The organism is Paenibacillus sp. SEL1 (assembly GCF_054602535.1).
Window position 1 is genome coordinate 4,392,306 of sequence record NZ_CM137723.1, and the last position, 12,629, is coordinate 4,404,934.

General features: G+C 48.0%; 14 protein-coding genes. 12 read left to right on the plus strand and 2 right to left on the minus strand.

The annotated features are described in order from the left end of the window. Positions 1-47: 47 nt before the first annotated feature. Positions 48-1,043, minus strand: coding sequence for a tRNA glutamyl-Q(34) synthetase GluQRS (gene gluQRS, locus ACYCSE_RS20580; RefSeq protein WP_459699624.1), 996 nt, complete (start codon positions 1,041-1,043; stop codon positions 48-50). 323 nt (positions 1,044-1,366) lie between these two features. On the opposite strand from gluQRS, the gene hrpB reads away from it, so the two are divergent. The 6 genes from hrpB to ACYCSE_RS20610 all read left to right on the plus strand — a co-directional run bounded on the left by hrpB (position 1,367) and on the right by ACYCSE_RS20610 (position 8,678). Continuing rightward, positions 1,367-3,895 (plus strand): ATP-dependent helicase HrpB, encoded by a 2,529-nt coding sequence (gene hrpB, locus ACYCSE_RS20585; protein ID WP_254351358.1) that lies wholly within the window; start codon positions 1,367-1,369, stop codon positions 3,893-3,895. A 118-nt stretch (positions 3,896-4,013) separates the two neighbouring features. Further along, positions 4,014-4,601, plus strand: coding sequence for a general stress protein (locus tag ACYCSE_RS20590; RefSeq protein WP_061830310.1), 588 nt, complete (start codon positions 4,014-4,016; stop codon positions 4,599-4,601). A gap of 473 nt (positions 4,602-5,074) precedes the next feature. Then, positions 5,075-6,247 carry an acyltransferase gene (locus ACYCSE_RS20595; protein WP_061830311.1) on the plus strand — a complete coding sequence of 391 codons (1,173 nt, stop codon included), beginning with the start codon at positions 5,075-5,077 and terminating at the stop codon, positions 6,245-6,247. Between the two features lie 142 nt (positions 6,248-6,389). Then, entirely contained in the window at positions 6,390-7,034 is a 645-nt protein-coding gene (locus ACYCSE_RS20600) for a CatB-related O-acetyltransferase (RefSeq protein WP_069291752.1), read from the plus strand. 257 nt (positions 7,035-7,291) lie between these two features. Then, positions 7,292-7,654, plus strand: a complete 363-nt coding sequence (locus ACYCSE_RS20605; RefSeq protein WP_013310011.1) for a helix-turn-helix transcriptional regulator — start codon at positions 7,292-7,294, stop codon at positions 7,652-7,654. A gap of 19 nt (positions 7,655-7,673) precedes the next feature. Next, a complete protein-coding gene (locus ACYCSE_RS20610) occupies positions 7,674-8,678 on the plus strand; it encodes a Gfo/Idh/MocA family protein (protein ID WP_459702551.1) in 1,005 nt (334 codons plus the stop codon). Between the two features lie 93 nt (positions 8,679-8,771). On the opposite strand, the gene ACYCSE_RS20615 is transcribed toward ACYCSE_RS20610, so the two are convergent. Continuing rightward, positions 8,772-9,341, minus strand: coding sequence for a TraR/DksA C4-type zinc finger protein (locus ACYCSE_RS20615; RefSeq protein ID WP_250268141.1), 570 nt, complete (start codon positions 9,339-9,341; stop codon positions 8,772-8,774). A 144-nt stretch (positions 9,342-9,485) separates the two neighbouring features. Between ACYCSE_RS20615 and ACYCSE_RS20620 the strand changes: the two genes are divergently transcribed. The 6 genes from ACYCSE_RS20620 to ACYCSE_RS20645 all read left to right on the plus strand — a co-directional run bounded on the left by ACYCSE_RS20620 (position 9,486) and on the right by ACYCSE_RS20645 (position 12,400). Next, positions 9,486-9,863, plus strand: coding sequence for a DivIVA domain-containing protein (locus ACYCSE_RS20620; RefSeq protein ID WP_023988297.1), 378 nt, complete (start codon positions 9,486-9,488; stop codon positions 9,861-9,863). Between the two features lie 97 nt (positions 9,864-9,960). After that, positions 9,961-10,395, plus strand: a complete 435-nt coding sequence (locus ACYCSE_RS20625; RefSeq protein ID WP_013310015.1) for an Rrf2 family transcriptional regulator — start codon at positions 9,961-9,963, stop codon at positions 10,393-10,395. Positions 10,396-10,419: 24 nt separating this feature from the next. Then, the gene (locus ACYCSE_RS20630) at positions 10,420-10,920 is read left to right on the plus strand and encodes a metallophosphoesterase family protein (protein WP_061830315.1); all 501 of its coding nucleotides are present in this window, start codon (positions 10,420-10,422) and stop codon (positions 10,918-10,920) included. 35 nt (positions 10,921-10,955) lie between these two features. Then, the gene (locus tag ACYCSE_RS20635; protein WP_061830316.1) at positions 10,956-11,282 is read left to right on the plus strand and encodes a (2Fe-2S) ferredoxin domain-containing protein; all 327 of its coding nucleotides are present in this window, start codon (positions 10,956-10,958) and stop codon (positions 11,280-11,282) included. A 130-nt stretch (positions 11,283-11,412) separates the two neighbouring features. Further along, positions 11,413-11,691 (plus strand): hypothetical protein, encoded by a 279-nt coding sequence (locus ACYCSE_RS20640; RefSeq protein ID WP_061830317.1) that lies wholly within the window; start codon positions 11,413-11,415, stop codon positions 11,689-11,691. Positions 11,692-11,797: 106 nt separating this feature from the next. Further along, complete coding sequence (locus ACYCSE_RS20645) at positions 11,798-12,400, plus strand: nitroreductase family protein (protein ID WP_069291755.1); 603 nt, start codon at positions 11,798-11,800, stop codon at positions 12,398-12,400. Positions 12,401-12,629 lie beyond the last annotated feature (229 nt).

A 12,629-nucleotide genomic window follows, 5' to 3' on the forward strand; every position in this document is an offset into this window, starting at 1 on the left:
GGGCGGAATGCCCTTGCCGTACACTTTGATTTCCATGCTTTACCTCATTACCGTTGCAGTGCAGATAATCTCGTGAGGCATTGTTTCGTCAGGATGACAGGTTCTTTGGGCAGTTTGTCCAAATGAAAGTCATCGATTAAATCCACAGCCTTCACAGGCTCAGGTGAATCCAGCAGCCCGGAAAAATAGGCGAGCCAGCCAATGACTGCTTCCGGTGTGACCCCTTGTCGGCGCATAGCTCGGAGTGCTACGCCACCATGTCGTTTGGCCAGCCTTCGCCCATCAGGGCCCAGGACAAGGGGAACGTGTGCGAAACGTGGCGGCTGCAACCCCAAAGCTTGGTACAGCAATAGCTGACGGGGAGTCGAATCGAGAAGATCATACCCGCGTAGTACGTCGGTCATATGCATATCCGCATCATCGATAACGACAGCCAGCTGATAGGAAAACATGCCGTCGGCTCGTTTGACGATAAAATCGCCCCCCTCTGCCGCACCGAAGGCCACATGACCTGCTACCTGATCATGAAACGAAATAACGGCATCTGGATATTGCGGTACTTTAAAGCGAAGTGAAGGAAGTTTATATTGTGCTTTGGCTACGACATCTTGAGAGCTAAGGTTACGACATGCCCCTGAATATGCGGGTCCTTCACCAGACAGTCCATGTGGAGCATGGGCGGCGGCCAGAATGTCGGCCCGACTGCAAAAACAAGGATACAGTAAATCTTGCCTCTGTAGTTTCTCCAATGCAGACTGGTAGCGTTCCAGCCGTTGGCTTTGAGTGTAGGAACCGTAGGGACCGCCTAGGTCGGGTCCTTCGTCCCAATTCAGCCCGATCCAGCGCAAGTCTTCCATAATCCCTTGCGCCAACTGGCTGCGAGCTCGCGTCATATCAATATCTTCCATGCGCAAAATATAGGTTCCGCCCAGGGAACGAACGTGCAGCCAGGATAATAAGGCAGTACGAGCGTTTCCTAAGTGTATCCATCCCGATGGTGTTGGGGCAAATCGCCCTCTGATGGGTTGGGCCTGTAATTCCATACGAAAGTGACCTCGATTCTATGTTCCGTCCTTCAGCAATCCATATCAACTATATTATAAAACGATCTTGCCGCGAGTGCATCCCGACAGGTATAGGAGCTAACACAGAAAACTTACATAGCTGCGATGGCCAGACGGGAAATTTAAATATCTGTATAATAGATTTAGAAGAATTATGCACGACTGACCGAAGAGAAGTTCCAGAGGGGTAGCTTAACCTTTTCTATTCAGTGCTCGATAATTACAGGTAATGAAAAATTCACAATAATAAAGGAATTAAAACTTAGATTCTACGCATCAAGCGTATCATTGGAGAGATTTCATTGACAGATAAACAACTGCCTATTATGCAAGTGATCCCCGAGCTTAAACATACACTGCAATCCCATTCGGCGGCGGTACTGATTGCACAGCCGGGAGCGGGGAAAACGACGGTAACACCTCTGGAGCTACTGCATGAGCCGTGGCTGGCAGGGCAAAAGATGATTATGCTGGAGCCGAGGCGTTTGGCAGCGCGTGCAGCAGCAGCGCAAATGGCAAAAGCGCTCGGAGAGCCCACCGGGAAGACCGTGGGTTACCGGGTTCGTATGGATACAAAGGTAGGGCCAAACACACGGATTGAAGTGGTTACGGAAGGCGTACTGACCCGGATGCTGCAACATGATCAGGCGTTGGAGGGAGTCGGCCTGATTATTTTTGATGAGTTTCATGAACGCAGCCTGCATGCAGATTTGGGATTGGCACTTGCCCTGCAAAGCCAGGCACTGTTGCGACCGGATTTGAAGATATTGATCATGTCTGCCACCCTGGAGGCAGAGCCTGTATGTAGATTATTAGGGGATGCGCCATTGCTGGAATGTCCAGGCACTGTATTTCCGGTAGAAACCTTTCATATGTCCAAACCTTCGTCAATTTCATTAGAGTCCTTTACGGCTGAGACGGTAGAAAAGGTACTCCATGCTCATGAAGGTGATCTGCTGGTGTTTTTACCAGGGGCTAGAGAAATTCACAGAACGGAACGAGAATTGGCTTCAAAGCATTTACCAGCACATGTCAAGGTCATTCCGCTGTATGGGAGCATGAAGCTGGAGCAGCAGGATGAAGCAATACGCCCGTCGGCTTCGGGCAGTCGAAAAGTGGTATTGGCCACCTCAATTGCCGAGTCTAGCTTGACCATCGCCGGAATCACGGTGGTGATCGACAGCGGACTATCGCGGGAGTCTGTATTTTCCGCGCGAACCGGCATGAGCCGTTTGACCACGGTCAAGGTGTCCAAGGCCTCCGCCGATCAGCGGCGCGGACGGGCGGGCCGCCTCCAGCCGGGCGTATGCTACCGGCTGTGGAGCGCGCAGGAGCAAGCCGCGCTCCCCGATGCCAGCCGGCCGGAAATCGCCGCGGCGGATCTGGCCCCGCTCGCGCTGGAGTTGGCGGTCTGGGGCGTGCGCGAGCCCGCCGAGCTGGCCTGGCTGGATGCCCCGCCTGAGGCGGCGTACCGCCAGGCCACAGGTCTGCTGCACCAGCTCGGCTGCCTGGGTGAAGCAGCCGATGGCACTACAGGCGGCATTACCGCGCATGGGCGCGAGGTGTCCGCCCTGGGCACGCACCCGCGCCTTGGGCACATGCTGTTGCGTGCTGCGGCCCTCGGCCTGGCACCAACTGCCAGCCGTCTGGCTGCGCTGCTGCAAGAGCGTGACCCGTTCCGCGCTCATGGCGGAACGGATTTACGCCCGCGACTGGATGCCCTGCGCGAGGCGGCCCATGCCCGCAGTACGCACAGCCTGCTGCGGGCAGCAGACGATACGGTGATTCGCCGTATCGTGCAGGAGAGCCGGCAGCTGCTAGCCAAGCTGCCGACAGCAGCCGCAGCGCAGGACGAGCCTGACGGCTCCGCGGCTTGCGGGTTGCTGTTGGCCTTTGCGTATCCGGATCGGATCGCGCAGGGCCGGGGGGATGGTCGCTTTTTGCTTAGCGGCGGTCGGGGGGCGCGACTCCGACAAGTGGAGTGGATGTCGCGTTCGTCCTATCTCGTCGCCGCTGAAGTGGACGACGAGGGAGCAGACGGTGCTATTCAGTTGGCGGCACCAATTGAACTGCAAGAGCTGGTCGAACATTGCAGTGAAATGCTGTTGGAACAAGCTAACGTATACTGGGATAGCTCCGCCTCAGCAGTGAGAGCCCGCAAAGTACTGCGGCTGGGCTCACTTGTCTTAAAGGAAACGTCCTATGAGCGACCTCCGGCAGAGGAAGTAGCTGCTGCCTTGATGCAGGGTGTCCGTGAACGAGGTCTAAAGCTGCTGTCATGGAATCGGCAAACCCTCCAGTTGCAGGCGCGTTTGATTTTTATGCACTTCTCGGCCCCTGAGGACTGGCCGGATTGCACGGAATCGGCATTGTTGGATTCTCTGGAAGCGTGGCTGCTACCTTTTGCTATAGGAGCCAAAAATGTATCCGATCTGCAACGGCTTGACAGTGCTGCATTGCTGCTTGGCAGGCTGGATTGGGAACAGCGGCAGCAGCTTGATCAGGAAGCGCCGACGCATATCCGCGTACCCAGCGGTTCCCGCATTCCTGTCGATTATTCAAATCCTGAGGCACCAGCGCTGGCCGTACGACTACAAGAGTTGTTCGGTATGGGGGATACGCCTCGTATTGGACGCGGACGTGTGCCAATTGTATTGCATTTACTGTCACCTGCCCAGCGACCTGTCCAAGTGACTTCCGACTTGTCCAGCTTCTGGAGCGAGGCTTATTTTGAGGTCAAAAAGGATCTAAAGGGCAGATATCCCAAGCATTATTGGCCGGATGATCCACTGGAAGCTGTGGCGACCAACAGAGCAAAGCCAAAGCGTTAAATAGAAGCTATTTTATGCTAATCGACTTTTTGAATTTTTGTAAAACGTTTAAACGTCATTATAGTGGGGTAATGAAAAACGAACCACTCAACACTAAAATATTTGGGAGGTAACTATCATGGCTAATAACTTAAACGATTATAACGAAAAGAAAATTGTCGGTGTTTTTGATACAGAACAGGAAGCGTCTCGTGCGATTGGACAATTGCAGAGCAAAGGAATTCCAAGCAGTGAGATTTCTGTGATCACACGTGACCGTGACGATCTAAGGGCGATTAGCGAAGAGACAGGCACGAAGGCACCGGAGGGTGTAGCGACAGGTGCGGCTACAGGTGGAGTTGTAGGCGGTGTCGCTGGCTTGCTGGCAGGCATCGGGGCCTTGGCTATTCCGGGTATCGGACCTATCCTTGCCGCTGGACCTATCGCGGCTACTCTTACCGGAGCAGCTGTCGGAGCGGGAGCAGGTGGCTTGGTCGGTGGACTGGTCGGGCTGGGCATTCCAGAGGATGATGCACGTCAATACGAGACATACGTCGATCAGGGCAAGATTTTAGTGCTGGTGGATTCCGCTGACCATCACAGGGATGTTTATGATATTTTCCGCACCAACCGTTCGCTGAATGCGGATCGTTACAGAACGTATGATGATACGGTGGCGGACACGCCGCGTACAGATGTGTACACAGATACTAGAAGGAACCTGTAAACACCTTATGGCTAGTTAAGAAAGTGATGTACAGTAGGCTTTCCTATTTCCTTTGCATATAGGTTGTTTTTACAGCAGCAGTCTCCCTGAGAGGGAGGACTGCTGCTCAGAGTGTCGAGAAAGTCCAGAGGACTTTTCGACACTTCTATTTTTATATGGGGAGACGCATCTTTTAAAACAAAAATCGATTTAAAACGATCTGAGGACCCTAGTTTTTAGACCACTAAGACAGTTTTAAACCCCCTGCAAAAAAACAGGGGGTTTCTCGACAATCTGAGCAGCAGTCTCCCTGAGAGGGAGGACTGCTGCTTTTACATATTTTTACTCATTGATAAACCTGAGATAAACGATGCTTTGCATGCCGTTGGCACGTTTAACCTTCTATATATTTTTACAGAATTGTCGTTATAATAGATTGAGGATTTTGCAAAAATCCTGGATTTATAAATTGCTAGATGTAACAGGAGAGTGACATGAGTCAAAAAGAGAGAATTTCCGAAGTCGCTTTGCTGAGAGGGCTGGCTTTTGCGGCCGTTGTTCTTCAGCATTCCGTCGCACACTATGCGGTTGCGCAGGGGGCGCGCATCCAGGACGGGGTATTGATGACACTTTTACTGCTATGTTCCAAATTTGCAGTTCCTGTGTTTGTATTTATCACTGGAATGGTGTTATTTTACAATTATGATGGAGCCTTAAAGTACGGAACGTTTTTACGTAAAAGATTCATGGACATCATCGTTCCTTATATCATATGGTCTCTTTTATACGAATTGGGAAATCAGCTTGCCCAAAGTGGTGGATATATTCACCCGCTGGATTTTTTCCAGAAGTTGTTGAACGGGAAAAGCAGCTATCATCTATGGTACATCGTTATGATTATCCAATGTTATGTGTTATTTCCCGTGTTTCGTTATGCGGTCCGTCATTTGTCTGCGCTACTGCCGTCAAAATGGCGACCCGCTGCATTGGCTGGATTTGGCGTACTATATATTTTGCTCATGTTCGCCGTTGGACCCGTATACCAAGCGATGGATAAGCTCCAGCTTCCGGTCATTACCTCTTGGTTTACCCTGTACGCTGACCGGAATGTGATCTATTTTTTCTTTTATTTTGTGCTAGGAGCGGCAGCCGGGATGAACGTCAAGCGTTGGAATGCTTGGGTAACCAAAGCACAGATGATATACTGGCCGTTGTTTATCGTGATTACAGGCTACTTACTGTATGAGATGATCGGTCAGTTCCAGACGCCGCGAGGTACAGTTCTTTCCTTTAACTATTTGTCTCTGCTGCGTCCGGTCATGGCTGTATATTGCGTTGCGTCTATTTTTGTAGCTTATCGGGTAGCGACGTGGATTGCTCATAAGGGGGGACGTGCGGCGAGTATGCTGACGGCCATCGGAACGTTGTCCTATGGAGCGTATCTCATGCATGCCTTTATGCTACGTGTGACCTATTATTTTGACGAGAGGTTGTTTGCAGACTGGAGTCACGTTCTTCGTACGCTGGCTTCATTCGTTCTCTGTATGATCTTTTCCGTTGCCGGAACATGGCTGCTGGCACGTTTGCCTCTGGGCAAATGGATCGTGGGGCTTCGGGTTCGTCCTCGCCCGACTGGAGGTCCGCCAGCCTTACAAAAGCAAGCCTGATTTGATAACCCAATCACATATGTTCACAGGAGTATCCCAAAGCCAAGAAATAAGGCCAAGGGATACTTTTCTATCTACATTTGTTTAATAGTATACATACTGATAGACTGGATGTTCACATCCATATGGGGAGGGTCGCAAAATGAGTGGTCCAGATATAAGAAGCGTTTTTCCAATGAAAAATATTAGAAGTCTGTGTTTTTTGAACAATGTAGTGGTTAATCCATATATCGAAATCGGGGATTATACCTATTATGACGATGATGATAACCCTTTGGATTTTGAGAAAAATGTCCTTTACCATTTTGATTTTATAGGGGACAAATTAAAGATTGGTAAGTTTTGCGCGATTGCAGCCAAAGCCAAATTTATTATGAATGGCGCTAATCATAATACAAATGCGTTTACCACTTTTCCTTTTGGAGCGTTTGGTGGAGATTGGGAAGTTGGTGTACCCAATTTAAGTGGGGGCTACAAAGGGGACACTGTGGTTGGAAATGATGTTTGGATTGGCTACAATGCTAGCATTATGCCCGGAGTTCAAATTGGTGATGGCGCGATCATTGCGTCAAATGCCGTGGTGACTAAAGATGTTCTGCCATATTCCATTGTAGGAGGAAATCCCGCGAAGTTAATTCGTTATCGGTTTGATGAGGAAACTATAGCTATGCTCCAAACACTGAAATGGTGGGACTGGGACATCCAAAAAATAACAGAATATATTCCTGTTTTGACAAGTAACGATACGGAGGCCTTAAAACAATTAATCCAGTCTTCGCAATCGTAACTCTATTTTTTTAGCTTTAGTTACATTATTTCAACATATGAAAAATTCATAATAGAAAGAACAATAAAATCATTTCTCAGCGCTTCGCACACTACTCTATATCGCCTCATTCTATATCTCTCACCATCTTAAAACAGGTCACAAGGGATGGAGAGTTCTCATAAACTCTTATCTCATCAGAGGAAATAGTGTATGGACGCAGAGTGGTTTATAATGGAAGATAAGGTGCACGAATAAGGTGTGGAGGAGGCTGTGAAATGGCGTTTATGATATCCCAGCGGGCTTTTATCAAAATTTATCTGATCACAATGGTGGAGAGGCATCGCGGTTATGGATATCAGATGCTCGAATCGATGAAGGATGAGTTTAGTGGCTTTGGATATGTTCCGCCTCAGAGCGAGGTTTACCGGGCGCTGCATGAGCTGGTACAGGAAGGCGTTTTTTACCGTACCAAGCGATTGAAAGGAACAGACCCGCGCGTGGATTTTCAGGAGATTGTACTCTATCACTTTACAGATGATGGGGAGGAGAAAGCACGATTGTACAAGAAGCAGGTCAAAGCTGATTTGGACCGTTGCTTAGGTATGCTGCATAAAGCGGAACAAGACAACTATTCCTAACCACGAAAGGATGAGAATGATGGGTAGAAAGCTGAAATGGGGAATTTTAGGCACTGCGGAGATCGCCCAAATCGCAGTAATTCCTGCGATTCAGCAATCTGAACGCGGAGAAGTGCTTGGGATTGCTAGTCGTAATGCGGATAAAGCCGCTGAGGCCGCCCGGGAGTTCGATATTCCAAAAAGTTATGGAAGCTATGATGAACTGTTGGCTGATCCCGAAATCGGAGCGGTGTACATTCCGTTGCCAAACCATCTGCATGAAGAGTGGACCATTCGGGCAGCGGAGGCTGGGAAGCACGTTTTGTGTGAAAAACCATCTTCTCTTAGCTCGGCTGGGACAAGCCGCATGATTGAAGCATGTCAACGTGCAGGAGTGATCTTTGCAGAGGCTTTTATGTATCGCTATCATCCTAAACATCGAAGAATTAAGGAAATTATCAATAGTGGGGAAATTGGTGACATTCGCGGCATCCATTGCACGTTTACGTTTAACAATACCGATCAGGCAGATAATGTGCGCTTTAATAAAAACATGGGCGGCGGCTCGCTATATGATGTGGGCGTCTATCCGATATCAGCCGCTCGTATGTATTTGGACCGGGAGCCAGAGGCAGTGACGGTACATGCCTTATTTTCCTCGGAGCATGACAACGTCGATATGATGGCTTCCGGCTTGCTGGAATTTCCGGGTGGAGTCAACCTTACTTTCGATTGTGGCATGTGGGCAGCCAACCGTTCCAACATGGAAATTCTCGGTAGCAAGGGTACGATTGCGATGCCCAAAATGTTCGGTTGGGAAAGAACGTCTGTGGTACCGCAAATTTTCGTCCACGTCGGTTCGGTTACGCGTGAGGAACGTCTGAAAGGTTTTAATTCCTTTGAACTGCAAGCGGATGCTTTTGCTAAAGCGGTGCTTGACGGTGTCCCGTTGCCGTATGAGCCAGAAGATGCGGTGAGCAATATGAAGGTGATCGACGCTTGTATTGAGTCAGCTCGCAGTCGGAAACGGATAGAAATTGGATAAACGGGATCACCGTATTCCCGTAAGGCATAAAAAAGCAGCCTGTCCAAAGGACAAGCTGCTTTTTTAGATGAACGAATACATAAGCGTATAGCATTACATATTTTCATCATAGTCGGTGACATCACGCTTGGCGGCAGTTGCAGGCGAGTTCGATGTACCGTATTTTTCTACGGCATCCCATGCGCCCACATCGTCAAATCGTCCTGCATTTCGTTGGCGAACCTCACCTGCACCCTTGGGTGGCGGAGTCATGACCTGTTCCTCTACCGGGCGGTCATTCGATAATTCTCGAGTTGGCGTGTGCTCGACGGTATAGGCTGTATATGGAATGGCTTGCAACCGTTCAAAAGGAATTTCTTCCCCGCTCTCCACACATATCCCGTACGTCCCATCCTTCATCCGTTGAAGGGCTGTATTGACCTGCTCCAGCTCGTCTTGCAGCGAATCATTAATCGCCAGATCACGGGACCGTTCAAAGGTTTCTGTCCCTATATCAGCGGGGTGGTTGTCATAGGACGAGAGCTCACCTGTAGAATCTGTCAGTGTTTCTCCCAATGGAGCGTTTTCCTGACCGTTTTGTTCAAAATGCTTTTCTAAATCCTTTTTCTGCTCCAACAACATATGTTTCAGCTCTGCAAGCTGCGAATCGTTCAAGTGGTTCATGATCATCTCTCCCCTTCGTGGTCTGTATAAGTGACACGTATGCTCTTTTATACCCGTTCATAGGGCTGGGCAATCAGCAGAGACTTTTATTCCCAGCCTAGAATGTGATATAAAAAGAATAGTGTGTTAAGGAGGGAATAACCGATGGATGAACATATGAAGCGTCGTCTGGATAAGCAAAAGCAGTTGTTTAAGCAACTGGGCATTCAGCTGGACGCGCTCTCCATTCATGAGAAACAGTTTAAGAATAAAATGCGCGGCTATGATCCGGACGAGGTGGATGCCTTTCTGGATGAAGTGATCAAGGATTACGAACGCTTTTATGCGAATATAGCCGACCTGATGGACAAGTGGCAGGAGCAGCAGGCAACCATACGTGATTTGAAAAATGCACCTAAGCCTGCCGCCGACCTTAATGGACTTGACCGTCGTCAACTGGAGGATATCGTTAAGCAGTTGGAATATAGTGTACGCCAATTAAAAGTGCGAGTACGTCCTGAAAATGACTATTTTCCGGAGTAAGGTGCAGTAAGCACTGTGTTAGTGCCTCTATTGTGGTATGATGGAAACATGCATTTTACCAAACATTTAATGAGGCACACACATAAAGGTGGTTAACATGAGTACCCATTTTTCCGTTAGTATCCATTGTCTGCTTCTTCTGGCTGAAGGGGCACCGGAGCGAATGACATCGTCACTTATTGCTTCCAGCATCAATACAAACCCGGTAGTTGTGAGAAGGATTATGAGCCGACTCAAGCAAGCGGGTTTGGTGGATTCGTCGCCTGGAGCACGCGGCTTTCGTCTAAGCATGTCCAGTTCAAACATCAATCTGAAAATGATCTATGAGGCGACCAAGGATGAAGGTCCGTTGTTCGCCATCCATACCGATAGCAATCATAATTGTGAGGTAGGCAGGAACATAGACGCATTGTTGGATGGTTTATATACCGTGGCAGAGCAGAAAATACAGGCGTTTTTCGAGACCGTTACGCTGCGAGATCTGGAGCAGGCACTTCAGCAGCGCGTAGGGCAACAAAGTTCATCGGTGTAAAGACGCTGGTAAGGAGAAATTGATATGAAAATCATCGTACTTTCAGACACTCATATGCCGCATAGAAGCAAAACGTTACCTAGTCGGCTTGTACAGGAGTTAAAAGGCAGTGACCTCATTCTCCATGCCGGAGACTGGACGGATTGGTTCGTATATGAACGTCTAGCTGAATTTGCGCCTGTGCAAGGCATTGCCGGAAACAATGATGGAATGGACATTGTGGAGCGTTTAGGCTATCAACGAATCGTTGAAGCCCAAGGCAAGCGGATTGGTATGGTTCACGGTCACGGCTGGCGAGGCTCGACAGAAAATATCGCATTGAATACGTTTAAGGGAGAAACGCTGGATTGCCTGATTTATGGACATTCGCATATTCCGGTGGTCAAAACGATTGACGGTCAGCTTGTCCTTAATCCGGGGTCTCCGACGGACAAACGCGGCGAAGACGAATATTCATTCATCGTGCTGACGATTGAAGCTGATCAGATGGAAGCACAGCTTGTTCTTTATCCAGATAAACATTGATTTAAAACCAACAACTGTTGATTAAAGGGGAAGCTATGGCTATTTTTGAATTAGAACCAATGAAGCATCATGTGTTGATCTGCAATGGAGGCACATGTATGCGACATGAGGGTGAAGAAGTTACACAGGCAATTCGGGATGAAATTCGTAAACAAAATGCAGAAGCATATATTCACACGACCAGAACTCGCTGTAATGGGCGTTGTCATGATGCTGCGGTTGTGATCGTATATCCTCAAGGGGACTGGTATGGTCAAATGACCCCCGACTCGGGGACTCAACTGGTGCAGAAGCTCGTAACGGGAGAGAAGCTGGAACCTCATCTTTTTCATGAGTGTACAGGTCAATCCAGCTCGGAATAATCCATTCAACCATCTATAAGTACATGAGTAGAGAAAATCTTTGCAGAGATTTTCTCTTTTTTGCGTTTAATCCCCGATGTGAAAGGTAAAAGTATACTGTGGACACCAATCCGATAGGGAGGGAAGTAAAATGGCCCCATTTGAAGATAACCTGCACGATCAGAATCAGCAGAAAGGACAGACGGGGAAAGGAACAACGGAGTCTAAACATCAGAAACAGTCGATCAATCGAGATCATGCAGAGCAGTATCCGACAGAGCAGGAAAGCTTGTTCGACCGTTTTGAGATCGAGCAGACGGTAGACGCCATTCCTGTAGAGGATTTGAAGATGGAAAGACAGGAGGAGAGAGACAAGGATGCAACCAAGCACACCTCTTCCAGTGAGAAAAAATACAATGGTGGCGTATAATCATCAACTAACTGGTAATATTTAAAAAGAAATCTCTTGACTTTAAGATATATGTAATGTATATTAAGTTACGAAAAGTAATTAATTTTTCTCAGGAGGTAACAAAATGGCTAAAGACTTCTTCACAGCTCTGAAAGACAGACGTTCCTATTATGGTATTAGCAAAGAACAGGTCATTTCTGACCAACGGATTCAAGAGATTGTAGAGGAAGCTGTTAAGTACACACCTACCTCTTTCAACTCCCAAACATCACGTGCTGTAGTGTTGCTCGGAGAGCATCATGACAAACTGTGGAATATTACAGAAGGTATTTTGCGGGAAGTGGTAGGCAATGAAGAACAATTCAAATCTACTGCTGAGAAAATGAACGGTTTCCGCAGCGGTTACGGAACAGTCTTGTTCTTTGAAGACAACAACGTGATAGCTGGTCTGCAACAACAATTCGAAGCCTATGCGGACAATTTCCCAATCTGGGCTAACCAATCTAATGGTATGCTGCAATTGGTTGTATGGACGGCTCTGGAACAAGAAGGACTGGGCGCATCCCTTCAGCATTACAACCCATTGATTGATGAAAAAGTGAAAAACGAATGGAACATTCCTGAGCATTGGAAACTGATTGCTGAAATGCCATTTGGTAAACCGACATTCCAACCAGGTGAAAAAGAATTCCAGCCTGTTGAAGAACGCGTAAAAACATTTAAATAATTATAATTTTCACGATAAAATGATGATGATTCAGGCTCGACCTGGTAAAGCACTGTGGGTATCCACAGTGCTTTTTGTCATTCCATTTTTAAGGCATATAAGCTTTGATATGTACGGACACAGGGGTTAATTCATCCGTTAGTGGGTGATATTATGTTTAAAATTGGATGAGATGTTTACATTGGTGTTATTGCGGTTTTATGCAGATGTCTAGGATAACGCGCATTCA

What these genes read in the sequence shown, in the direction of transcription:
- gluQRS (WP_459699624.1), bottom strand. Translation starts at nt 1,043, where the DNA reads ATGGAATTACAGGCCCAACCCATCAGAGGGCGATTTGCCCCAACACCA.
- ACYCSE_RS20590 (WP_061830310.1), top strand. Translation starts at nt 4,014, where the DNA reads ATGGCTAATAACTTAAACGATTATAACGAAAAGAAAATTGTCGGTGTT.
- ACYCSE_RS20595 (WP_061830311.1), top strand. Translation starts at nt 5,075, where the DNA reads ATGAGTCAAAAAGAGAGAATTTCCGAAGTCGCTTTGCTGAGAGGGCTG.
- ACYCSE_RS20600 (WP_069291752.1), top strand. Translation starts at nt 6,390, where the DNA reads ATGAGTGGTCCAGATATAAGAAGCGTTTTTCCAATGAAAAATATTAGA.
- ACYCSE_RS20605 (WP_013310011.1), top strand. Translation starts at nt 7,292, where the DNA reads ATGGCGTTTATGATATCCCAGCGGGCTTTTATCAAAATTTATCTGATC.
- ACYCSE_RS20610 (WP_459702551.1), top strand. Translation starts at nt 7,674, where the DNA reads ATGGGTAGAAAGCTGAAATGGGGAATTTTAGGCACTGCGGAGATCGCC.
- ACYCSE_RS20615 (WP_250268141.1), bottom strand. Translation starts at nt 9,341, where the DNA reads ATGAACCACTTGAACGATTCGCAGCTTGCAGAGCTGAAACATATGTTG.
- ACYCSE_RS20620 (WP_023988297.1), top strand. Translation starts at nt 9,486, where the DNA reads ATGGATGAACATATGAAGCGTCGTCTGGATAAGCAAAAGCAGTTGTTT.
- ACYCSE_RS20625 (WP_013310015.1), top strand. Translation starts at nt 9,961, where the DNA reads ATGAGTACCCATTTTTCCGTTAGTATCCATTGTCTGCTTCTTCTGGCT.
- ACYCSE_RS20630 (WP_061830315.1), top strand. Translation starts at nt 10,420, where the DNA reads ATGAAAATCATCGTACTTTCAGACACTCATATGCCGCATAGAAGCAAA.
- ACYCSE_RS20635 (WP_061830316.1), top strand. Translation starts at nt 10,956, where the DNA reads ATGGCTATTTTTGAATTAGAACCAATGAAGCATCATGTGTTGATCTGC.
- ACYCSE_RS20640 (WP_061830317.1), top strand. Translation starts at nt 11,413, where the DNA reads ATGGCCCCATTTGAAGATAACCTGCACGATCAGAATCAGCAGAAAGGA.
- ACYCSE_RS20645 (WP_069291755.1), top strand. Translation starts at nt 11,798, where the DNA reads ATGGCTAAAGACTTCTTCACAGCTCTGAAAGACAGACGTTCCTATTAT.